The organism is Cedecea selenatireducens (assembly GCF_042138895.1).
Taxonomy (GTDB): Bacteria; Pseudomonadota; Gammaproteobacteria; order Enterobacterales; family Enterobacteriaceae; genus Cedecea; species Cedecea selenatireducens.
This window is the reverse complement of record NZ_JBHIKW010000008.1, coordinates 86389-108836: the sequence shown is the minus strand read 5'-3', so window position 1 is coordinate 108836 and position 22448 is coordinate 86389. Positions and strand designations below refer to the sequence as shown.

Sequence of the window (22448 nt, the reverse complement as noted above, 5' to 3'; positions counted from 1 at the left end):
CTGAACAATTAGCGCATTACTTTTCCTTTTTGTGGCTTAGCTTATGGGGCAGGCAAATCAGCACCAGGCCGACAAAAATAGCCGCCACGCCGATAAGCTTTTCCGGACTAAACTCTTCGTTGAGCCACGGCAGATTAATGGCTGCAAACCACACCAGCACGTAGCTCAGGCTTAAAAGCGGATAAGCCTTGCTGAGCGGAATACGCTTCAGCGCCATATACCAGCAGCCCATGGAGAACGCATAGGCGGCCAGGCCGCAAATCAGCGCCAGCAGTCCGTAGCCGCCAAACAGCACCGACATAGCAAACGCCAGGCTCAGCGAAGCGGGCGGGAACTGAATCATCGCCCATTTCATGCTGAGCTGTGCCCCGCTCACCAGTAATACGCTCATTAACGCCCAGATATACCCCATCAGGCGTGCCCTCCCAGCGCGATGATGCCCAGGATAATCAAAATCACCCCCAGCCAGTGGTGAGCGGAAATTCTCTCTTTCCAGATCCACCGCGCGGCAAGGGTGATAAAGATAAAGTTCAGGCTGAGCATCGGGTAAGCAATGCTCACTTCGACGTGCTGGAGCACCAGCAGCCAGACGAGCATGCCCAGCCCCAGCAGCAAGATGCTAAGCCCGAGCCACAGCATCAGGTGGCGGCGCCCCGCCCCCTGTGCCGCTTGCTTCTGGCACAGCTGCCCGCCGCAGCTAAGCAGGCTGGCCAGAATAATCAGCGCAATATTCATGGCTGAGCGTCGTACTCAAACAGAACAAAGCGTCCGCTGTTTGCCCGATGATCTGGCGTCGGAAGTTTCAGGTCATTAAGATCGCTGTTATTGGATACCAACAGCAGCAGCGAGACTTTGCCCTGCTTGCGGTGTTCCGCCAGCCAGGACTCGAACTGCTCAGAGCCGACGTAGCGATCTTTTACATCCGGATAGTCGAGACCGTAACGCAGTTCGCCCGCCTGACTATAGAGGTTGATATCGCTGCGCTTCATCTCCCACGCAACCCCGGCGGCGATGCCTACGTTGTTGGTGAAGATGTAGCGGCTGTCTTCCAGCTGCGGACGCATTGCGTGAATAAACGCCTGCGGCTGCTTGGAGTTCTCCACCTTCGATGGGATCACCACGCCGACCAGCAGCGCCAGACCCAGCGGGCACAGTGCCGCCCAGTACCAGCGCTTCGCCGTCTGGCTCAGGGTCAGAAGGCCAAACAGCCCCCAGACCGCAAACGCCAGGCACGCCAGAACGACTTTGAGGCTTTCATTGGCGGCATAAACCGGATGTCTTGCCAGCCCCCACGGCGCGAGGAAGAAGGCCACGGTAATCACACAGGCCGAACCGAACGCCAGGTTTATCCAGCCGTTGACGCGCAAAACGGCAGACCCGCTTTTCGCCAGCTCAACCGCATGACGCGCCATCAGGATAGCCAGCGGCGCAAAGCACGGCAGAATATAGGTGGGCAGCTTGCCCTTCGCGATGCTGAAGAACAAGAATGGCATCACTATCCAGCCCAGCAGGTAAAAGGCTCCGCCCTGCTCAGCACGGCCTTTCCAGCCGCTTTTCAGCGCGCCGGGCAACAGCGCCAGCCACGGCAGGCTGCCGGCAATCAGGAACGGAATGTAATACCAGAATGGGGCTTTATGCTGCGCGTCTTTCTCGGCGAAGCGCTGAATATGCTCTACCCAGAAGAAATAGTGCCAGAAGTCAGGTTCCGCTTTAGCGATCGCCACGGCCCAGGGCAGCGTGATCAGCACCGCGCTCAGCACCGCAATCGGCCCGAACAGCAGAACTTCTTTCCAGCGTTTCTGGGCAATCACCCACGGCAGGACTCCAATCACCGGCACCGCCAGCGCCAGGAAGCCTTTGGTCATCACGCCCATGCCGCAGGCCAGGCCCAGCAGAACATAGCCGCCAATCCTGCCGCCGGTGGTTTTGGCCGTACTGGCTAACCAGAAGCTGCACATCGCCGCCGTCATCCACAGGGTGATCATCGGATCGAGAACGGAATAAGTCCCGATGCCGTAGACCAGCAGGCAGGTGAGGAAGATAACCCCCGACAGCACCGCGACCGTTTTGTCACGCCACAGGCGGAACGCCAGCCAGCCGGTCAACAGCGCGCTCAGGGTCACCGAGAAAACGGAGCCAAAACGCACGGCAAAGTTGTTCTGCCCGAAGATAAACTGGCTGATGTTGTTGATCCAATACCCCGCGACAGGCTTTTCGAAATAACGCAGATCGAGGAAATGGGGAACAACCCAGTTGCCGGACTGCAGCATTTCACGGCTGATTTCCGCATAACGCGTTTCATCCGGCTGCCACAGGTGGCGGAACTCCAGCGGTACAAGGTAAAGCAAGGCAAAACAGACCAGAAGGGCCATTCCATATTTTGCTGTTTTCATCGGTTTACGACTCTATAAGTTGTTGGCAACCCAGCCAGCCTTCCCGGCCTGGAATTGTCCCGCGCACAATTTTGCCTTTCGGCAGCGTGGATAAATCGTCCGGCAGAAGCTCGCTGAGCGGGCAGAACTGAATTCCCTCCGCCGCGGCCATTGCCAGCAATTCACTAAAGGAATCTCGCATCACCATCCCTTCGACTTCCGCATGGATGGTGTAAACCGGTGTGCCGCTGTCCTGGTGAATTTTATCCAGGATAAAGCGGTTAAAGCTCTCTTTACTGACCTCAGTCCCAATCACTTCGTCCCAGGTGGGCAACGTCACGGGGATTTGCACCGCCGCCTCCCTGCCGTCAGACAGGACAGGGATAAACGGCGTGGTGCCGCGACAGTCGCTGTTGTACCGGAACGGGAAAGCAGACTTCGCTTTCACCACGCGCTGGTCAGCACGCCAGCCGGCCACCGCCGAACAGCTTACCGGCTGGCCGACAATTTTCTGCAGCGCGTCCAGCCCAAGGCGAATCTGGTGTTCGAGCTTGTCCTGCTCCCAGACGCCCGCCCAGGCCTGCCAGGCATGGTGATCCCAGGCGTGGAGTCCCACTTCATGGTGGTCCGCCGTCGCCGCAATAACCTCAGCGTTGCCCGCGCCAATCTGGCGGCCCGGCCACGCGGTGCCTGCGAGCAGAATATCCCAGCCGTACAGCGATGCCGCGTTAGAACGCAGCATCTTCCACAGGAATTTGGGCTTGATCAGGCGCCACAGGTGGCGCCCCATATTGTCTGGCCCAACGCTGAAGAAAAAGGTTGCCTGAGTCGAGTGTAAACTCAGCGTCTCCAGAAGGTTTGGCACCCCTTCACGGGTGCCTCGCCAGGTGTCGACATCAATACGCAGGCCGACTTTTCTCATGAAGCGGGATCCGTCAGCTCAACGGTTTTCAGGAAGAAGTCCAGCGTTTCGTCGATGGTTTTCTCCATGTGCACTTCAGGCGTCCAGTCCAGCAGGCGCTGCGCGTTGCGGATGCTTGGCTTACGGTGCTCAACGTCCTGGTAGCCTTTGCCGTAGTAGGCGCTGCTTTCCACTTCACGGAAGCCGGCAAACGGCGGGAACTGGCTGCGCAGCGGGTGACGCTCGAAGCTTTCCAGCAGCATTTCTGCCAGCTGTTTGATGCTCGCTTCGTTGTCCGGGCTACCGATGTTGATTATCTGTCCGTCGCAGTTATTGTTTTTGTTTTCAATAATGCGGAACAGCGCTTCGATGCCGTCGCCGATGTCGGTGAAGCAGCGTTTCTGCTTGCCGCCGTCGATAAGCTTGATCGGCGAACCTTCTACCAGGTTAAGGATCAGCTGGGTGATGGCACGGGAGCTACCGATACGCGCGGCGTTCAGGTTGTCCAGACGCGGGCCCATCCAGTTAAACGGACGGAACAGCGTGAAGCGCAACCCTTCTTTTTCGCCGTATGCCCAGATAACGCGGTCAAGCAGCTGCTTGGACACGGAGTAGATCCAGCGCTGTTTGTTGATTGGGCCAACGATCAGCGGGGAGTTATCTTCGTCAAACGAGGCGTCGGTACACATGCCGTACACTTCGGAGGTGGACGGGAAGATAATGCGTTTTTTGTACTTCACGCAGTCGCGGATGATTTTCAGGTTCTCTTCGAAGTCGAGTTCGAAAACGCGCAGCGGGTTACGGGTGTATTCGATTGGGGTAGCAATCGCCACCAGCGGCAGCACCACGTCACATTTCTTAATGTGGTACTCGATCCACTCGGAGTGAATGCTGATGTCGCCTTCAACGAAGTGGAAACGCTCGTTACCGATGAAGCGAGAGATAGCGTCGGAACCGATATCCAGGCCGAAGATCTCGAAGTTGTCATCACGCAGCAGGCGTTCGGTCAGGTGGTTACCGATAAAGCCGTTCACGCCGAGGATAAGCACGCGGGTACGACGCTTAATGGCGGAAACAGGTTTGCTGTTCAGGATTGCACCGCTGACCAGACCCAGGGACTGTGCAAGCTGGGAGCCCTGCATGTACACGCCGTTTTCAGCCTGGCCGGTGACCACTTCCAGAGCGCCGGTGCCGCAGGCAATAACCAGCGGGTTCACGGAGAGAATGGTGCCCGCTTTCGCGCCGTTGTTGCTTTCCAGCACGCGGCTTTTCCAGATAATAAATTTGCTGCCGCCCACGTAGCTGAACGCGCCCGGCCACGGTTCGGTTACCGCACGCACCAGGTTGTTGGCTTCTGCTGCGGTGCCTTCCCAGCTGATTGCGCCATCTTTTGGTGAACGGCCGCCGAAATAGGTGGCTTTAGCTTCGTCCTGCGCGGCCTGCGGGAAGTGACCGGTTTTGATCACCGGCAGGCTTTTCGCCAGCAGGGATTTCGCGGTTTCACACAGTTTGTGATGCAGGGTCAGCGCGGTATCTTCTGCGGCGATTGCCACGCGTTCCTGGGCAACGATGTCGCCGGCGTCTGCGCGTTTCACCATGCGGTGCAGGGTTACGCCGGTTTCGGTTTCACCTTTCACCAGCACCCAGTTCAGCGGTGCGCGGCCGCGGAATTTCGGCAGCAGAGATCCGTGCAGGTTAAACGCGCCTACGGAAGCGCAGTTCAGGACTTCTTCGCTCAGCAGATTGCGGTAGTAGAAGGAGAAAATCACGTCAGGCTGAGCGTCTTTAATGCGGTCAACCCACAGCGGGTGGTTCACATCTTCAGGAGCAAAGACCGGAATACCGAATTCTGCCGCCGTGCGGGCCACAGAACCAAAGAAGTTATTCTCAGCCGCGTTATCCGGGTGAGTATAAATTGCTGCAATGTCATAGCCTGCTTCAACCAGGGCACGAACACCCACACAGCCCATATCGTGATAGGCGAAAACAACTGCTTTCATTATTGATTTTCCTCTGAAGATAAAGCGGTTTCACTGCTAACTACGCGTTGAATAAAGTAACGAGGGCGAGCCCGCACGTCGTTATAGATACGGCCAATGTACTCACCCAGCAGCCCCATACCGATAAACTGGGCGCCAATAAAGGTGAAGAGCACGGCGAAGAGCATGAACACCCCATCCGCCGCCCACTGTGGGCCAAGAGCCAGACGTAACACCACCAGCAGCACGGCCAGCGCGAAGCCAGACAGCGCGATAATGCTGCCCACAACGCTCAGCAAACGCAGCGGCGTGGTGGTCAGGCAGGTGATCAGGTCATACATCAGGTTGATGAGGCGCATAAAGCTGTACTTCGAGTCGCCAAACTGGCGCTCGTCGTGGTGCACCGGGATCTCCACCGCGCGACGGGCAAAGGTGTTTGCCAGGATCGGGATAAAGGTGCTGCGTTCGTGACAGTGCAGCATCGCGTCGATGATGTGGCGGCGGTAGGCGCGCAGCATACAGCCGTAGTCACCCATCGCTTTGCCGGTGGTACGCTGGATCAGGTGGTTGATCATCTTCGAGGCGCGTTTGCGGAACCAGCTGTCCTGGCGGTTCTGGCGCACGGTGCCTACCACGTCATAGCCTTCGTCGGCTTTCTCAACCAGCCGCGGAATTTCTTCCGGCGGGTTTTGCAGGTCGGCATCCAGGGTGACAATCAGGTCGCCGGTGACGTGGCTAAAGCCGGCCATAATCGCCGAGTGCTGGCCATAGTTACGGTTCAATAGCACCGCGACGATGTGGCTACCGGGCTCTTCTGCCGCGCGGGTCAGCATAGCGGCGGAGTCGTCGCTGCTGCCGTCATCGATAAGGAGGATTTCGTAATCGCGGTTCAGCTTTTGGCAAGCTTCCGTGGTACGACGAAGCAGCTCAGGCAGGCTGTCCTGTTCGTTGTACACCGGGATCACAACGGATACTTTTTTGATGGTTTCCGGGGTCGTCATCTTAGAGTCCTGCTATTTCACGTAAGGCGGTAATGACTCGGGAAGTGTCATCGTCGGTCATGGTAGGGAACAGCGGGATCGAGCAAATGCGCTCGCTGTTCCAGTCGCTGTTCGGCAGCTGAAGCTGCGGATAGCGTTCACGGTAATATTTCTGAGTGTGGGCCGCGCGGAAATGCAGGCCGGTGCCGATGCCGCGCTCTTTCAGGGCTTCCATCAGGCCGCTGCGGGAAATGCCGCAGGTGGCTTCGTCTACGCGGATGATAAACAGGTGCCAGGCGTGGCGGTGCTGCCATTCTGGAACGGAAAGCGGCAGGAATGGCGTATCGGCCAGCTCTTTGAGATAGCGTTCGGCAATTTCCTGGCGACGGATATTGATCTGTTCAAGTTTGCCCAGCTGCACCAGCGCGATAGCCGCGTTGATGTCCGCGAGGTTGTATTTGAACCCCGGAGAAATCACCTCCGCCTGCGGCGCGCGGCCGTGGGTCTGGCGGTCAAAGGCGTCGACGCCCAGACCGTGGAATTTCAGGCTACGAATGCGGTTTGCCAACTGGTCGTCGTCGGTGACGATCAGGCCGCCTTCGGCGCAGGTCATGTTCTTGATGGCGTGGAAAGAGAAGATAGCGGTTCCCTGAGAACCTACGTGCTTGCCTTTGTATTCCGTGCCGGCCGCGTGGGCAGCATCTTCAATCACCGGAATACCGTGGCGTTCGCCAATCGCGCGGATAGCGTCGATGTCGGCAGGCGCGCCCGCGTAGTGCACGGGAATAATCGCTTTGGTGCGAGGAGTAATTGCCGCCTCAATGGCTTCTGGCGTGACCATCAGCGTGTCGCGATCGACGTCAATCATCACCGGCTCTGCGCCCAGCAGAACAATCATGTTCAGCGTGGAAACCCACGTCAGTGAGGGTGTGATAACCTCGTCACCGGCCTGCAGCCCAAGGGCCATCAGGGTTACGTGCATCCCGCCCGTCGCGGAACTTACTGCAATCGCATGTTTATTGCCCGTTAACTCGCAAAATGCCTTCTCAAGCGCCTGGTTTTTCGGCCCGGTGGTTATCCAGCCGGATTGCATGACTTCCGTTACCGCTGCAATTTCTTCCGCACCTAACGCTGGACGTGAAAAAGGCAGAAAATCACTCATTACGTGGATTCCTTATTAAATCTCTGAACGCCAAAAGCTGACGGGATAATGAATCAGGCTAATTAAATAAAAGTACAACATTCAGGAAGTACGGCCTGCTTTGCTAAACGACTAATCAATGAAAAGAATTTAACAAAGAAATCTTAGAACAGTATTAAGAAAGTGGGATATAACGAAAAATCGTGAAGTTAAGCATTGCTAGCTGGAAAGCGTTCTTAGAAAGAGGAAAATTGTCACCTAAAAATCACGATTATTGCCTCATTGTTTAATCATGGAATAATTCCGTGTGTGACAATTTATATTTAGCGCCCTTACGGTTGATTAAAAAAAAACCGCCTGAGAAATAGACGGTTTTTAATAATCAACGATGCAATTAACGCTTCGATTTACCCGGTAACGTTTTCATCAGCTCATCCGGGCTGATGGACGCCACCACGCTGCCCGGCAGCGGCATCTTCAGAATATGGTTCTTCATCTTGCCGACGACGTGCATTTCGCACGGGCGGCAGTCGAACTTCAGGGTCAACACTTCATCGCCGTGTACCAGCTGCATCGGGGTAGCCTTCCAGCTCTTAATGTTGCCCTTCGCCTGTTTCGGGCAGAGGTTAAACGCAAACCGCAGGCAGTGCTTGGTGATCATCACCGGTACGTCACCCTTCTCTTCATGTGCTTCATAAGCGGCATCAATCAGCTGCACGCCATAGCGATGATAGAACTCACGCGCCTTATGGTTGTAAACGTTCGCCAGGAAGCTTAAATGGCTGTCCGGGTAGACCGGCGGTGGCACGCTGACCGCTTTACGGCTGCCGCGCTGATAGCTTTGCAGACGCGCTTCGGTCAGCGCCTCGATGGCGTCACGGCGCAGCTGGTTAAGCTGGGCGTTAGGCACGAACAGCGCCTCTTCCAGCAGAATGTTCACCTTACGGGCGGAATACATGGTCTGGCCCAGCTTGGTCAGACCGTCACGCAGGCTGTCGAAGGCTTTCTGCGGGTTATTCGCCACGTCAAACTGGCCCGTAAGCGTTTGGCTGACGCTGACGCCCTCTTCGCTGGTCGCGGTCATCACCAGCTGCTGCTGACTGCCGCTCAGCTCGATATCCACCGCCACGCGGCGTTCGCTGGAGGTCTTCAGCAGCGCCTGCTGCCAGTTGTGGTCCAGATTACGGTTAAGCGGATGGTTCGGACGTACATTTTTCAGCGTTTCCGGCATTTCATTTGGCCAGACGCGATACTGATTTTTCCCGGTTTTTTCTACCGTATTGGCGCGAAAACCGACGATTTCACGCTTGATCAGCACGTTCAGGCCGTCGCCGTTGGTCAACGTGTTAGTGGTGGTAACGTCCAGATGGTCTTTGCTCACTTTCAGCACCTCACCCACCGGCAGGCCCACGAATTTCGGCGAGTCAAACGCGCCGATGTCGATTTTACGCTCGTTAACAAAGTAGTCGGTGCTGCCGCGGTGGAACGTTTTGTCCGGCGACGGAATAAAGTAGTGCGAGGTGACGCCGGCAGAGGCGCGGGTCAGATCGCTGCGCCCGTCCATCAGCTCGTCCAAAAGTTGACGGTAATACGCGGTGATGTTTTTTACATAGCTCATGTCTTTGTAGCGCCCTTCAATTTTGAAGGAACGCACGCCCGCGTCCACCAGCGCCGCCAGGTTGGCGCTCTGGTCGTTGTCTTTCATCGACAGCAGGTGTTTTTCATAAGCCACTACGCGCCCCTGGTCGTCTTTCAGGGTGTAAGGCAGGCGGCAGGCCTGCGAGCAGTCGCCCCGGTTGGCGCTGCGCCCGGTATGCGCGTGGGAAATGTTGCACTGCCCGGAGTACGCCACGCACAGCGCGCCGTGAATAAAGAACTCGATCGTCGCGTCAACGTTCTGATGAATAGCGGCAATTTGCTGCAGGTTCAGCTCGCGCGCCAGCACGATTTGCGAGAAGCCCGCGTCTGACAGAAACTTCGCTTTTTCCGCACTACGAATGTCGCACTGGGTGCTGGCGTGCAGCTCAATCGGCGGCAGGTCCATTTCCAGCACGCCCATATCCTGCACGATAAGCGCGTCAATACCGGCTTCGTACAGGTCGATAATCATCGAGCGCGCGGGCTCCAGCTCGTCGTCGTGCAGGATGGTGTTCAGCGTGACGAAAATCTTCGCCCCATAGCGATGGGCAAACGGCACCAGCTCGGCCAGGTCTTGCAGGCTGTTGCCGGCGTTATGGCGAGCGCCAAAACCAGGCCCGCCGATGTAGACCGCATCCGCGCCATGGAGAATGGCTTCGCGGGCGATGGCGGTATCACGGGCAGGGCTGAGTAATTCAAGTTGATTCGCGTGCAGGCGCATAGTTTGTCGAGTTCTGTAATGGGCGAAAGGCGGCTATTGTAGTCACTTCCCCCGCGCAAAAACAGGGGGATTATGCGGTCGTCGCGGGATAGTGGATCAGCGAGTGAAAATGCGTCTCATCGGCGCCTGAATTGCGGTAGGCGTGGGGGCGATCGCCGTGGAATTTCAGGCCTTCTCCGGCCGTCAAAATCTGCCATTCGCCGTCGACATTCATCTCCAGCGTACCGCTTATCACCACCACATGCTCAATCACGCCCGCGTCGTGCGCCGAAGATTCGCTCAGCGCGCCGGATGCCAGGCGAATAGAAAAATGGTCAAAACGCAGCTGCGGATCGTAAGGAAACAGCGGCACCACCACCATTTCGCTGTGCTGCGGGTCGAAGACCGGACGTACGGGTTCAACGCCGGCTTCCAGAAACACCGAAAACGGCACGTTAAAGCCGGTGGCAATTTTCCACAAGGTCGCCACCGTCGGGCTGGACTCGTTGCGTTCGATTTGCCCGAGCATGGCCTTCGACACGCCGGTCTGCTCCGCCGCAAATGTCAGGCTCCAGCCTCTGGCCTGGCGCAGGCTTTTCAGGGTGTTCGCCAGATGTAGCGCAATGTCCATTTTCTTCCTCCTGTTGACGGCGAAGTATAGCGCCTTGTGCGCTATAACGCACGATGCTATATTCCCCGGACGTTATAACGCACAACGAGTTTATTATGCGCCTTTCTTTGCTGCCGTTTCCCACCGTTCTGGCCGGTTTTGTTGCCGTGCTGGTCGGCTATGCCAGCTCCGCCGCCATTATCTGGCAGGCTGCAGATGCCGCCGGGGCCACGTCCCACCAAATAGCCGGCTGGCTGACGATGCTGGGCATTGCGATGGGCATCAGCACGCTGGGACTGACGCTGTGGTATCGCGCACCGATCCTGACGGCCTGGTCAACGCCGGGAGCCGCGCTGCTGGCCACCAGCCTGCCGGGGCACAGCCTGAGTGAAGCCATTGGCATTTTTATTTTTGCTTCGCTGCTGATCCTGATTTGCGGCGTGACCGGGCTGTTTGCCAGGCTGATGCGCCTGATCCCCCCTACGCTCTCCGCCGCCATGCTGGCCGGGGTTCTGCTCAGGTTTGGCCTGGATACTTTCACCTCGTTACAGGGTCACTTTTTGCTGAGCGGGAGCATGCTGCTTGGCTGGCTGCTGGCGAAGGTCTTTGCCCCGCGCTATGCCGTCGTCGTCGCCATGCTGATCGGCCTGCTGATTTGCCTCGTCACCGGCGAGCTTCACACGGGGAGCGTTCCGGTTTCTGTGGCGGTCCCCGAGTTCACTTCCCCGTCGTTGAGCGTGGCCAGCCTGTTGGGCATCGGCGTGCCTTTTTTCCTGGTAACGATGGCGTCACAAAATGCCCCCGGCATCGCCACGCTGGCGGCCTCCGGCTATAAAGTGCCGGTTTCACCGCTGATTGTCGTGACGGCGTTGATTGCCCTGCTGCTGGCGCCGTTCGGCGTGTTTTCGGTTTGTATCGCCGCCATTACCGCCGCCATTTGCCAGGGGGCAGAAGCCCACCCGGATAAGGACAAGCGCTGGCTTGCTGCCGCCGCTGCGGGCGTGTTTTATTTGATTGCCGGCGTTTTCGGCGGGTCGATTTCAACGCTGCTGACCGCCCTGCCGCTGGCCTGGATCCACACCCTTGCCGGGCTGGCCCTGCTGGGCACGATTGCCGGCAGCCTGCACCAGGCGCTGAATCACGAGCGGGACAGGGACGCGGCTATCGTCACGTTCCTGGTTACTGCCTCGGGGGTGAATCTGCTGGGCGTCAGCTCTGCGTTTTGGGGCGTGATTGCCGGAGGGATTTGCTATACCGCGTTTTCACGCCTTAAGCGCGCGTAGCTGCGACGGCGTGGCGCCAAAGACGCTTTTGAAGCGGTTGCTGAAATGGCTGGGCGAGCTAAATCCGCAGGCCATGGCGATATCCGTTAACGGTAACCGCCCCTGGCGTACCAGCGTTTCTGCCTTCGCCATTCTGCGCTGCATAACGTACTGATGCGGCGCCTGGCCGGTCGACTGCTTGAACATGCGTGCAAAGTGGTACTCGCTGAGATCTGCCAGCCGGGCAAGCTCGCTGAGCGTCAGCGCTTCGCTGAGGTTCTGTTCGATGTATGCCTGCACGTTTCGCAGCACCGCAGGCGCAAGCCCGCCGCGCACCGTCGGCAGCTTCCACTGCACGCTGCTGTAATGCTGCACCAGGTGCGTCAGCAGCAGCGTGGAAGCCGTGCTTAGCGTCAGGTGATTCGCCCGCTGCTGCCAGTCGCTGCTAAGCAAGAAATGGCGATAAAGCTGGGTGATCCGCGCATCATCGGCAAAAGTTTTTTCATCGAGATTGATTGCCGCCGGGCTGCGATCCCAAATCTGCGCGGCAATCTCTTTGAGGTGTTCGTCGGTGCAGTACAGATGCACAAACGAGAAGTCATCCCGCACGTCCCACGTCGATTCACTGTCTTCCGGCATGATACAGAAGCGATCCGGGCCGCCGCCGTTGCGCCAGCCTGAAGCCGTTTTTTGGTAGGTTTCGTACCCTTCGGTAACGTAAAGGCTGAGCGTGTGGTGATCGCAACGCTGGGTAATACAGTCGTTACCGTTTGACCAGGCGGCGAGCTGAACCCCTGAGCCAAGCTGAACGCTGCCGTTCAGGCGGGCTTTGTGCTGCTGCAGGTTTTCAAAGGCGTGATATGGCGTGGTCATAGGGGAAGTTGGCTTCTGGAACATACTGGCTAGTGTAAGGACTGCGTTCGGCCGTCGCCAGCGTCACGGTGAAAAAAAACCGCAAGAATATGTAAGTCTTCCCCCCGGATGAAAGCCGAAAGCAAAGCAAAAACGGATACTCGTGGTCTGATTTTGGCTGATGAGAACAACAATGAACGCTTTGCTTTATATTCTGGTGGTCGTGATTTGGGGGACTACGTGGATTGCCATTTATATGCAACAGGGAGTAGTTTCGGTTCCTGTGTCTATCTTCTGGCGCTTTGCCGTGGCGGCGGTGGTGATGCTGGTTGCCCTTCTGGCGCTGGGTCGCCTGAAGCGCATCGGGCTCAAAGACCACCTGTTTTGCGTGCTGCAGGGCGCGTGTGTGTTCGGTTTCAACTTCTTCTGCTTCTATCACGCCGCCGCGTATATCAGCTCCGGGCTGGAGTCGGTGATTTTCTCGATGGCGGTCTTGTTTAACGCCTTCAACAACCTGCTGTTCTTCCGCAAGAAGCCTTCTCCGCGCGTATTGCCCGCTGCGGCGCTCGGGATTGCCGGGATCGTCGCTCTGTTCTGGCACGATCTGGTTGCGACCCAAATGGCACCTTCGCTGCTCATCGGCATCGGCCTCAGCGCACTCGGCACGTTTGGCTTCTCTTTGGGGAATATGATCAGCGCCCGTCACCAAAGCCGGGGCCTGGAAACGCTGTCGACCAATACCTATGCGATGTTCTACGGCACCGCGATTATGGGCGTGGTGGCGCTGGCGAGCGGCGAGTCGTTTATGCCTGACTTCACCGCGCGCTACATCGGTTCGCTGCTTTACCTTGCGATCTTTGGCTCGGTGATTGCTTTTGGCGCCTATTTCACGCTGGTTGGCCGTATCGGCGCAAGCCAGGCTGCCTACAGCACGCTGCTCTTCCCGCTTGTTGCGCTGACGCTGTCGACGGTTTACGAAGGCTACGTCTGGCACGCGAATGCGGTGCTGGGGCTGGTGATGATTCTGCTGGGCAACCTGGTGATGTTTGCGAAACCCGAGCAGTGGCTGCCGTGGCGTAGAAAACTGGCGTAATAAAAAACCGCAGCTTTTTCAGGGCTGCGGTTTTTGCCTGCATGACCGGCGTTATTTATTCGGCACGTCAAACATCGTGGCGTCGGTGGCTAAATCATCCACCACCTGTTTCAGGGTATCAACGGTGACTTTAGCATTCTCATTGCTCAGCGTTTTCCCCTCCCCCTTACGCACCACGCGCAAAACGGGTTTATTGGTGGACGCGTCAATCAGCTCGCCTTCGAAGTAGAGATCGGTATTCATGGTGCGGTGGCCGGTGGCCATTTGCGTGCCCGCCACCACCATCGCAATCGGGATCACCTCGTAGTACTGCAGGCCTTCTTTACTGCTGTCCACGCCGGTAATCGCCCCACGGAAAATTAAACTGCGTGGGCCAGGCGTCGTCACCAAAGGCTTGCGCTGTTGTGCAGCGGCCTTCAGCTTGGTGTTGGTATAGGCCAGCAGGCCATCCAGCGTTTGCTGGCCAATCTGAGTCGTCGGTTTAGGCGTCGGATAATAAACTACCGGGTTATACACCAGGCTGTCGTAGTTGCTGGGTTTAAAGTTCGGGTCAACCCAGCGCATAACGGTTTTGCCGGTCGCCGATTTTGTTTCCTGCAGACCGGAGTAATCTTTTAGAAATCCAGAGTATTTTTCCGGTGAGGTGGTTTTTGAAGCACACCCCGCCAGCGCTAATAAACCTGCCAGACAAGCCACTTTAAAATACGTTGTGGTACGCATCGTTTGTTCCTGTTAGTTGGTGTAAGCCTTTCAGGTATAGCAAAAAACGACACTTCCTGTGGGGGTAAAGCTGCTTTGATGCAAAAACTCAGATCTGCCGCTCATCTCCTGCGGCGACGACGCCATCGCACAGCAGGTCGATAATCAATAACGCACCATATTGCCCCTCTCCGGGAGAAAGCCAGACGTCTCCGGCCTGCGCCGCGCTGGTGGGATCTTTGGTCACCATGATTATCGCCGCGCCCTGCCGCCTGGCCTGCTGCACCGCCGCAAGCAGCGCGCTGTCCGGCGTTGAGCTGGCGAAGACAATCATCGCCTGCCCCGCATTCAGCATCGAGGCGGTGAAGCTCATCAGCGCCGGGTCATAGCAGACGCTGGCGGGCTGCCCCAGCGTCAGTAAGCGATACTGCAGCAGGCTGGCAAAAGGCGTGTCCGCCGCACCGGCGCTAAAAATATGAATCGCATTGGCTCGCCTGAGCAGCGCCACGGCACGGGTGACGCTCGCCTCAGGCAACGTTTCCAGCTGCTGACTCAGCGACTGCTGGATGCTGCCCAAACGCTGCTGCCAGGCAGCAGACAGCTCGCTGCCCGGTATGGCGGTACTGGCCTGCGCCAGCTTCATGCGTAAATCACGAATATCATCGCAGCCGGCGGCTCTGGCAAAACGGGTGATCGTCGCCGGACTCACGCCCGCCGCCTGCGCCAGCTGGTCAATGGTGGCCGAGGAGGCAAAACCGGGATCGTGCAGAATAGCCTGCGCTACCCTGGACTCCTGCTGGCTGAACTCCGCCAGCTTCTGCCGAATGCGGCTGATAATATCGCCGTCCGTATCCCGCCCGATGGAGTGAGAAAAACGCGCCAGCACGTCTTTAGCCACGCCGCCACGACTGGCCAGAAATTGCAGCGTCTCGTTATCTACCCATGCCGCATCCCCCAGTACCTGAGACGGCGCGGCTAACGCTTCCTGTACCCGGCTGTCGTGCCGCTGGTGGCGAACCTGACCGAGGAAATCATTCATGTCGCTGCAGCCTATGGTGCGGGCAAACTGCTGCAAGGTCGCCTGGCTCACGCCCGCACGGGCGGCCAGCTGCTCCATCGTCGCATCCGGTAGCTGGAAAAAATTCTCAAGAAAAAAGCGTGCCAGCCGGGTCTCCTGCGGAGAAGAGTCCGCTAACCCATGGACCAGGTGATAAACAATATCCATCGCTGAAAGATTCCTTGCGTCTGCGTCACGGGCGAATAAACCATCATAATGCCTTGAAATTATTTTTCAATTACCATTGCCGTCATGCCTCTCACTTTCGCTACAGCAGCCCGACAGCCTCCTGAACCCCCTTTAATATTCGGGAAACCAATAATCCAACGCAGATCACGGTCATGAAAATAATTTTCATACATGCTGAATAAACGCGCTGTTGTTTGAAACACGTTTTCAATTTGAAGGATAAAGGTAATGAAGAAGATCATGTTGTGTTGCGCCGCGGGAATGTCCACCAGCATGCTGGTGCAAAAGATGCGTGCCGAGGCCACAAAGCGCGCGCTGGACGTGCAGATTGACGCCGTCTCCGTCGCAGAAATTGAAAGCCATCTCCAGAGCGCCGACGTGGTGCTGCTTGGCCCTCAGGTGCAGTTTGAGCTGGCCCGTCTGGCCGAGCTTTCTGCCCCGTCGGGTAAGCCGGTGGCGGTTATCGACATGATGGATTACGGCACCATGCGCGGCGACCGCGTGCTGGATAAAGCTCTTACCCTGATGGCCTGATACGCGGGAGAAAACGATGAAAATTACCGTTGTGGGCGGGGGCAGCAGCTATACCCCGGAACTGATTGAAGGCCTGATTCTGCGCCATACCGCCCTGCCGATGACGGAGCTGGCGCTGGTGGACGTGGAAGCCGGCCGCCAGAAGGTTGAGATTATCGCCGCGCTGGCCCGCCGCATGTTCGACAGCAAAGGCCTGGAGCAGGTCAAGGTGTCGGTGCATTACGATCCTGACGCGGCGATTGCGGGCTCCAGCTTTGTGCTGACCCAGCTTCGCGTTGGGCAGCTACCCGCTCGTGCTGCCGATGAACGCCTCGGCCTCAGCCATGAGCTGCTGGGCCAGGAGACAACCGGCGTCGGCGGTTTTGCCAAGGCGTTGCGTACCATTCCGGTGATGCTTGATATTGCGAGGCGCGTCGAACGCCTCGCGCCGAATGCGTGGATTATTAACTTCACCAACCCGGCAGGCATCGTCACCGAGGCCGTGTCCCGCTACAGTGCCGCCAACATCGTTGGTTTGTGCAACGTGCCGGTGACCATGCACCACACCATCGCCGACATGCTCAAACTGCCTTACGACAAAGTCACGCTGCGCTTTGCCGGACTCAACCATATGGTCTGGGTACATGAGGTGATTGCCGATGGCCGTGACGCGACCGCCGAGGTGATTGAAATGCTATGCGACGGCGAGCAGCTTTCAATGAACAACATCAAAGCGATTCCGTGGCCGCCTGCCCTGCTGCGCGCCCTGAAAGCGATTCCTTGCCCGTATCATCGTTACTTCTGGCAAACCCGCACCATGCTGAAGGATGAGCTGGCCGACGCCGCGAACGGAAAAGGCACCCGCGCCGAGCAGGTAATGAAAGTGGAGGCCGAACTGTTTGAGCTGTACGCCAACCCACAGCTCGACAAAAAGCCGGAGCAGCTCAGCCAGCGCGGCGGCTCATTCTATTCTGAAGTCGCTCTTGAGCTTATTGACGCCCTGCACAACAACCTCGGCAAGCAGATGGTGGTGAATACCGCTAACAACGGCGCCATCCAGGGGCTACCGGACGATGCAGTTATCGAAACCAACTGCGTGATAGATGCGCTGGGCGCCCACCCGCTGGCGTTCGGCAAACTTCCTCCCCTGATGAACGGCCTGACGCAGCAGGTGAAAGATTTTGAACGCCTGACGATTGAGGCGGCGGTTCACGGCGATAAGCAGCAGGCGCTCCTGGCGCTGATAGCGAACCCGCTGGTGGCCGACGTGAATATTGCTCAGGCGCTGCTCGACGAAGTGCTTGAGAGTAACAAGGCGTGGCTGCCGCAGTTTAAATAGCGCCGATTACCGGTGGGCGTAGCTATGCCGCCCATCCCATTACAGAAACCAATAACAATAATGCCCGGCCATGCGCCGGGACAGGGGTAACCGTGTCCGCAAAGAAATCGTTTCTTGAAAAATATGTGCTGCCCGTCGCGCTGAAAATCGCCGGGCAAAAGCACGTGCTCTCCGTCCGTGACGGGATCATCCTGAATATGCCATTCATGCTGATTGGCTCATTCTTCCTGATTTTCGCCTATCTGCCGGTGCCGGGTTACCCCCAGCTAATGACCGATTTATTCGGCGCAACGTGGCAAAGCAAGCTGCTTTATCCGGTCAAAGCGACCTATGACATCATGGCGATTATCTCCAGCTTCGGCATCGCCTATCGCCTGGCCGAGAAATACCGCACCCTCGATCCGCTTACCTCTGGGGCTGTGTCGCTGGTGGCCTTTATTATGACGATTCCGCAGAACATTATGTTTACACCGCCGTCCGGTGGGCCTGCCGAGTTTGTGAAAGGCGTGCTGCCGATGGGACAAATCGGCAGCCAGGGACTGTTCGTTGCGATTCTGATTGCGTTGCTTTCGACCGAGATTTACCGCTTTATCAGCAACCGTAATCTGGTTATTCGCATGCCGGAAGGCGTCCCCCCGGCGGTGGCAAAGTCGTTCCTCGCGCTGGTGCCGGGCTTCTGCGTGCTGGCGGTAGTGCTGGCGCTGCGTCTGCTGGTGGAAGCCACGCCGTTTGGCGACATCAACACCATGATTACTGACCTGGTGGGCATCCCAATGAGCCATATCGGCGGCTCACTACCGGGGATGATTGTTTCGGTGATCCTGATTGGCATTCTGTGGACGCTGGGCCTGCACGGCGACACCATCGTGCTGGTGTTTATCCGCCCGGTCTGGCTGACGAACATGTCCGAAAACCTGGCGGCGTTCCAGAATGGCCTGCCTATTCCGCACATCATTACCCAGCAGTTCTACGACCTGTGGATTGCCCCAGGCGGTACCGGCGCGCTGTTAGGTCTGGTTATCTTTATGCTGATCCGCAGCCGCAGCGTGCAGATGAAGCAGCTGGGTAAAATTGCCGCGCCGGGCAGCCTGTTTAACATCAGCGAGCCGATGGTGTTTGGCATTCCGCTGGTGATGAACCCGTACCTGGTGGTGCCGTTTATCCTGACGCCGGTGGTGCTGGTGATTGTGTCCTGGACGGCGATGGCAACCGGCCTGGTTGCGCCCCCTGCCGGGATTGCGCTGCCGTTCACTACGCCAATTATCGTCAGCGGCTATTTAGCGACGGGCGGCCACGTTTCCGGCTCGATTCTGCAGATTGTGAACCTGGCTATCTCGCTGGTGATGTATTACCCGTTCTTCCGGGTCTGGGATAACCTGAAGTTCCGCGAAGAGCAGCAGGCAAATCAGACGGCGGTCAGCGCCCCGGCTGAGGCGGTGAGTGAGAGAAGTACAGTCTGATACTTGTTTTGTCTCAATATGTTATTAGGTGAACACCCAGGACGTTTGACCTCTGCAAATTTGGGTATCGTTCCGTTCACTCGTAGAGCTATTTCCCCTGCACGTTCAGATAACGGTGAACGTGTTCGGGGGATAACGCCATCCCCCGAACAGCCCCGGCGCCCGGCGAGCTCATCGCCGCTGAAGCGGTAAACCCACCGGCTATCACCCAAACATTCGGGGGCGTTCGCGATTCGTTCCCGACGATCGCTCTCTTTCGCTGCTCCCGGCAGCTCAACCCCGCCTGAGTTGGGTCATAACCGGGGGCGATGAGAGCCGGGAACAAGGGCATGGCTTTGGGACTTGTAGCAACTTTTATGTTCAGTGTGGCTATGAGCCTGAAGCGAGGCACGGTTCAGGCTTAAATCGCCTCTGTTTTTTCTCCGACTGGCCAGGGTCCGGACGTCGGGAACGGCCGGAGGCGGAGAGCGTCGGGAACGCATCTCAGCCGACCCAGGACTGGGAGATAAAACGGAGGTCTGCCGCTTTAGCGGTCGATTTATTTGGCCGGGAGTCCGGGGTCTCGGGGGAATGACGGTGACTTCCCCGAGACGTTCACCGGTACGGTGGCTGCATATAAAACAGGACTAGAAGTGAACGGAACTAACAATGAATAGCATAGATATCCGTTAATCCCGGAGCCCTCCCGAATTACTTCTTCACCTCTACCTGATAAAAAATATGCTTCCCGAACGGGTCAATCTCATACCCGGTCACCTCTTTGCGCACCGGCTCGAAAATCGTGGAGTGGGCAATCATCACCGCCGGCATCTGGTCGTGCATCATCTGCTGCGCTTCTTTATATAATTCAACGCGTTTATCGTGATTGCCTTCCGCGCGGGCTTCAAGAATCAGCTTATCAAACGGCTGGTAGCACCATTTGGATGAGTTAGAGCCGCCGTTGGCCGAGGTACAGGTAAACAGTGGCCCAAAGAAGTTATCCGGGTCGCCGGTGGCCGTGGTCCAGCCCATCAGCGCCGCCTGGTGCTCACCGCCCTTCACCCGCTTGAGGTATTCGCCCCACTCGTAGGTGACGATTTTCGCCGTGACGCCAACTTTCGCCCAGTCGGCCTGGATCATTTCTGCCATGCGTTTAGCGTTCGGGTTATACGGCCGCTGAACCGGCATCGCCCACAGGTCGATGCTCATGCCGTTGGCAAAGCCGGCCTCTTTGAGCAGCTCTTTGGCTTTTTCAGGATCGTAATCATAGTCTTTGAGCTTATCGTCCGCGCTCCAGACGCCAGGCGGCAGCAGGTTTTTCGCCTCAATGCCGGTGCCGTGGAACACCGCTTCGATAATGGCCGGTTTATTGATAGCCATCGCCAGCGCCTGGCGCACCTTCACGTTGTCCAGCGGCGGCTTCTGGGTGTTAAACGCGAGGAAGCCGGTATTCAGCCCTGCTTTTTGCATCAGGTTGATGTCTTTGTTTTCCTTCATGCGCGGCAGGTCCGCCGGGTTCGGGAACGGCATCACCTGGCATTCGTTTTTCTCAAGCTTTGCGTAGCGAATAGAGGCATCCGGCGTGATAGAAAAGACCAGGCGGTCAATCTTCGATTTGCCCTGCCAGTACTCAGGGAAAGCGGTGTAAAGAATGCGTGAATCTTTTTGATACTGCTTCAGCTCAAACGGCCCGGTGCCGATAGGGTCGGAATCAACGCGCTCCGGCGTACCGGCCTTCATCATGACGTCCGCATATTCTGAAGAAAGGATCGAGGCAAAATACCAGCCCAAATCGGCGACAAACGGCGCTTCCGGGTGCGCCAGCGTGAAGCGCACGGTGTTGTCATCCACTTTGTCGATGGCGGTAATCAGCTTGCCGAACTCCAGGCTTTCAAAGTTGGAGTAATTGCCGTTGGAGACGTTGTGGTACGGATGTTTTGGGTCTTTCTGACGCATAAACGAGAAAATCACGTCGTCCGCGTTGAAGTCCCTGGTGGGCTTAAAGTATTTGTTGCTCTGGAACTTCACGCCTTTGCGCAGATGGAAGGTATAGACTTTGCCGTCTTCGCTGACGTTCCAGCTTTCCGCCAGGCTGGGCTGCAGCTCGGTGGTACCGACCTTAAAATCCACCAGCCGGTTGTAGACCGGCACCGCGCTGGCATCCACGCTGGTGCCCGAGGTGTAAAGCTGCGGGTTGAAGTTTTCCGGCGAACCTTCGGAGCAATAAACCAACGTGCTGGCCGCCACGCTGGTACTGAGGGAAAGCGCCGCTACGGCAAGTGCAAGCGTTGTAATCTTTGTTTTCATCGCTGTCTTCCTGTGGTGTTTATCCTGACCCTGAATGAATAAAGCTTGTGCAAAGCGCCTTAATAAATAACATTAAATTTACATTGCCAACAAACAACATCGAACAATAAGGAAACACTATGCCTTCGTCGCTCAGCGAGCAGCTCACCCAACGTTTCTTCCGTTATCTGGCGGTCACCAGCCAAAGCGACGCGCGGGTAAATGCCCTGCCCAGCACGCCCGGGCAACATGAAATGGCCAGCATGCTGGCGGAAGAACTGCGTACGCTCGGCCTTGAAGATATCGTTATCGACGAGCACGCCACGGTTACCGCCGTGAAGAGAGGCAATGTGGCCGCCGCGCCGCGCGTGGGCTTTATTACGCACATCGATACCGTTGACGTTGGCCTGTCGCCGGACATTCACCCGCAGATCCTGCGCTTTACCGGGGAAGACCTGTGCCTGAACGCCAAAGAGGACATCTGGCTGCGCACGGCGGAGCACCCGGAAATCAACGCCTGGCCCGGCGAGGAGATAATCTTCAGCGACGGCACCAGCGTGCTGGGCGCGGATAATAAAGCCGCCGTCACGGTGGTGATGACGCTGCTGGAAAACCTGACGGCAGAACATCGCCACGGCGACATCGTTGTGGCCTTCGTCCCGGATGAAGAAATTGGCCTGTGTGGTGCGAAGGCGTTGGATCTGGCTCGTTTTGATGTGGATTTCGCCTGGACCATCGACTGCTGCGAGCTGGGCGAAGTCGTTTATGAAAACTTCAATGCCGCCCATGCGGAGCTGAAGTTTACCGGCGTAACCAGCCACCCAATGTCCTCCAAAGGCGTGCTGGTCAACCCGCTGTTGATGGCAATGGATTACATCAGCCACTTTGACCGCAAGCAGACGCCAGAGCACACCGAAGGCCGTGAAGGCTACGTCTGGTTTAACGGGATCCAGGCCTCACAAAGCGAAGCGCTGCTGAAAGCGAATATTCGCGACTTCGACCTCGCAAGCTTTGAGCGCCGTAAGCAGCAGATTGGCGAAGTTGCGCAAAAAATTGCCGCGCAGCACCCCACCGCGCGCGTGGAGTACAGCCTCAGCGATACCTACAGCAACATCAGTAACGCCATTACCGACGATCGCCGGGCGATTGATTTGATTTTTGCCGCCCTGGATGAGCTGGGCATTGAGCCGAAGGTGATTCCGATGCGCGGCGGCACGGACGGGGCTGCGCTTTCGGCTAAAGGGCTGCTAACGCCGAACTTCTTTACCGGCGCGCACAATTTCCATTCACGGTTTGAGTTTTTACCGCTGCGGGCGTTTGAGGCTTCGTATAACGTGGCGCTGAAGCTTTGTCTGCTGGCGGCGAAGTAATTTCCCCTCACCCTAACCCTCTCCCCAA

Annotated in this window: 20 protein-coding genes; 6 read left to right on the top strand and 14 right to left on the bottom strand. The window is 57.3% G+C overall.

Going from position 1 to position 22448, the window contains the following annotated elements; genetic code table 11:
- Positions 1-16: 16 nt before the first annotated feature.
- The 9 genes from arnF to ACE38U_RS14455 all read right to left on the bottom strand — a co-directional run bounded on the left by arnF (position 17) and on the right by ACE38U_RS14455 (position 10342).
- Positions 17-412, bottom strand: a complete 396-nt coding sequence (gene arnF, locus ACE38U_RS14495) for a 4-amino-4-deoxy-L-arabinose-phosphoundecaprenol flippase subunit ArnF (protein WP_176982922.1) — start codon at positions 410-412, stop codon at positions 17-19.
- Positions 412-735 carry a 4-amino-4-deoxy-L-arabinose-phosphoundecaprenol flippase subunit ArnE gene (gene arnE / locus ACE38U_RS14490; RefSeq protein WP_038473041.1) on the bottom strand — a complete coding sequence of 108 codons (324 nt, stop codon included), beginning with the start codon at positions 733-735 and terminating at the stop codon, positions 412-414. Before arnE ends, arnF begins: the two co-directional genes overlap by 1 nt.
- Positions 732-2393, bottom strand: a complete 1662-nt coding sequence (arnT, locus tag ACE38U_RS14485) for a lipid IV(A) 4-amino-4-deoxy-L-arabinosyltransferase (RefSeq protein ID WP_375529996.1) — start codon at positions 2391-2393, stop codon at positions 732-734. The genes arnE and arnT overlap by 4 nt, the downstream gene beginning before the upstream one ends.
- Positions 2394-2397: 4 nt before the next feature.
- Positions 2398-3294 (bottom strand): 4-deoxy-4-formamido-L-arabinose-phosphoundecaprenol deformylase, encoded by an 897-nt coding sequence (gene arnD, locus ACE38U_RS14480; protein WP_038473044.1) that lies wholly within the window; start codon positions 3292-3294, stop codon positions 2398-2400.
- Positions 3291-5273: a bifunctional UDP-4-amino-4-deoxy-L-arabinose formyltransferase/UDP-glucuronic acid oxidase ArnA gene (gene arnA / locus ACE38U_RS14475; protein ID WP_375529995.1), complete on the bottom strand. Its 1983-nt coding sequence runs from the start codon at positions 5271-5273 to the stop codon at positions 3291-3293. The genes arnD and arnA overlap by 4 nt, the downstream gene beginning before the upstream one ends.
- The gene (gene arnC, locus ACE38U_RS14470; protein WP_038473046.1) at positions 5273-6253 is read right to left on the bottom strand and encodes an undecaprenyl-phosphate 4-deoxy-4-formamido-L-arabinose transferase; all 981 of its coding nucleotides are present in this window, start codon (positions 6251-6253) and stop codon (positions 5273-5275) included. Before arnC ends, arnA begins: the two co-directional genes overlap by 1 nt.
- Position 6254: 1 nt before the next feature.
- Positions 6255-7394, bottom strand: a complete 1140-nt coding sequence (arnB, locus tag ACE38U_RS14465) for a UDP-4-amino-4-deoxy-L-arabinose aminotransferase (RefSeq protein ID WP_038473048.1) — start codon at positions 7392-7394, stop codon at positions 6255-6257.
- A 373-nt stretch (positions 7395-7767) separates the two neighbouring features.
- Entirely contained in the window at positions 7768-9732 is a 1965-nt protein-coding gene (locus ACE38U_RS14460) for a peptidase U32 family protein (protein ID WP_038473050.1), read from the bottom strand.
- Between the two features lie 70 nt (positions 9733-9802).
- On the bottom strand, positions 9803-10342 hold the full coding sequence (locus ACE38U_RS14455) for a helix-turn-helix domain-containing protein (protein WP_154185929.1): 540 nt from the start codon (positions 10340-10342) through the stop codon (positions 9803-9805).
- 95 nt (positions 10343-10437) lie between these two features.
- On the opposite strand from ACE38U_RS14455, the gene ACE38U_RS14450 reads away from it, so the two are divergent.
- Positions 10438-11604, top strand: coding sequence for a benzoate/H(+) symporter BenE family transporter (locus ACE38U_RS14450; protein ID WP_038482691.1), 1167 nt, complete (start codon positions 10438-10440; stop codon positions 11602-11604).
- Here ACE38U_RS14450 and ACE38U_RS14445 read toward each other — a convergent pair.
- Entirely contained in the window at positions 11584-12456 is an 873-nt protein-coding gene (locus ACE38U_RS14445; protein WP_176982926.1) for a helix-turn-helix domain-containing protein, read from the bottom strand. The two genes, ACE38U_RS14450 and ACE38U_RS14445, sit on opposite strands and share 21 nt — an antisense overlap.
- 172 nt (positions 12457-12628) lie before the next feature.
- On the opposite strand from ACE38U_RS14445, the gene ACE38U_RS14440 reads away from it, so the two are divergent.
- Positions 12629-13528, top strand: coding sequence for a DMT family transporter (locus tag ACE38U_RS14440; protein WP_375529994.1), 900 nt, complete (start codon positions 12629-12631; stop codon positions 13526-13528).
- Between the two features lie 51 nt (positions 13529-13579).
- Here the strand turns inward: ACE38U_RS14440 and ACE38U_RS14435 are convergent, their stop codons facing one another.
- From ACE38U_RS14435 to ACE38U_RS14425, 3 genes are all read right to left on the bottom strand, one after another.
- Complete coding sequence (locus ACE38U_RS14435) at positions 13580-14248, bottom strand: DUF3313 domain-containing protein (protein WP_038473056.1); 669 nt, start codon at positions 14246-14248, stop codon at positions 13580-13582.
- Positions 14249-14336: 88 nt separating this feature from the next.
- Entirely contained in the window at positions 14337-15452 is a 1116-nt protein-coding gene (locus tag ACE38U_RS14430) for a MurR/RpiR family transcriptional regulator (protein ID WP_375529993.1), read from the bottom strand.
- Between the two features lie 59 nt (positions 15453-15511).
- On the bottom strand, positions 15512-15715 hold the full coding sequence (locus ACE38U_RS14425) for a hypothetical protein (protein ID WP_375529992.1): 204 nt from the start codon (positions 15713-15715) through the stop codon (positions 15512-15514).
- Between ACE38U_RS14425 and ACE38U_RS14420 the strand changes: the two genes are divergently transcribed.
- The 3 genes from ACE38U_RS14420 (at position 15702) to celB (ending at position 18785) form a co-directional block, all read left to right on the top strand.
- Positions 15702-16007: a PTS sugar transporter subunit IIB gene (locus ACE38U_RS14420; RefSeq protein WP_038473059.1), complete on the top strand. Its 306-nt coding sequence runs from the start codon at positions 15702-15704 to the stop codon at positions 16005-16007. The genes ACE38U_RS14425 and ACE38U_RS14420 overlap by 14 nt on opposite strands.
- Positions 16008-16023: 16 nt before the next feature.
- Positions 16024-17325, top strand: coding sequence for a 6-phospho-beta-glucosidase (locus ACE38U_RS14415; protein WP_375529991.1), 1302 nt, complete (start codon positions 16024-16026; stop codon positions 17323-17325).
- Between the two features lie 92 nt (positions 17326-17417).
- Positions 17418-18785 carry a PTS cellobiose transporter subunit IIC gene (celB, locus tag ACE38U_RS14410; protein ID WP_038473062.1) on the top strand — a complete coding sequence of 456 codons (1368 nt, stop codon included), beginning with the start codon at positions 17418-17420 and terminating at the stop codon, positions 18783-18785.
- Positions 18786-19475: 690 nt separating this feature from the next.
- Here celB and ACE38U_RS14405 read toward each other — a convergent pair.
- Complete coding sequence (locus tag ACE38U_RS14405; protein ID WP_375529990.1) at positions 19476-21071, bottom strand: ABC transporter substrate-binding protein; 1596 nt, start codon at positions 21069-21071, stop codon at positions 19476-19478.
- A 119-nt stretch (positions 21072-21190) separates the two neighbouring features.
- Here ACE38U_RS14405 and pepT point away from each other — a divergent pair, with 119 nt between their 5' ends.
- Entirely contained in the window at positions 21191-22420 is a 1230-nt protein-coding gene (gene pepT, locus ACE38U_RS14400) for a peptidase T (protein WP_038473067.1), read from the top strand.
- The last annotated feature ends 28 nt before the right edge of the window (positions 22421-22448 follow it).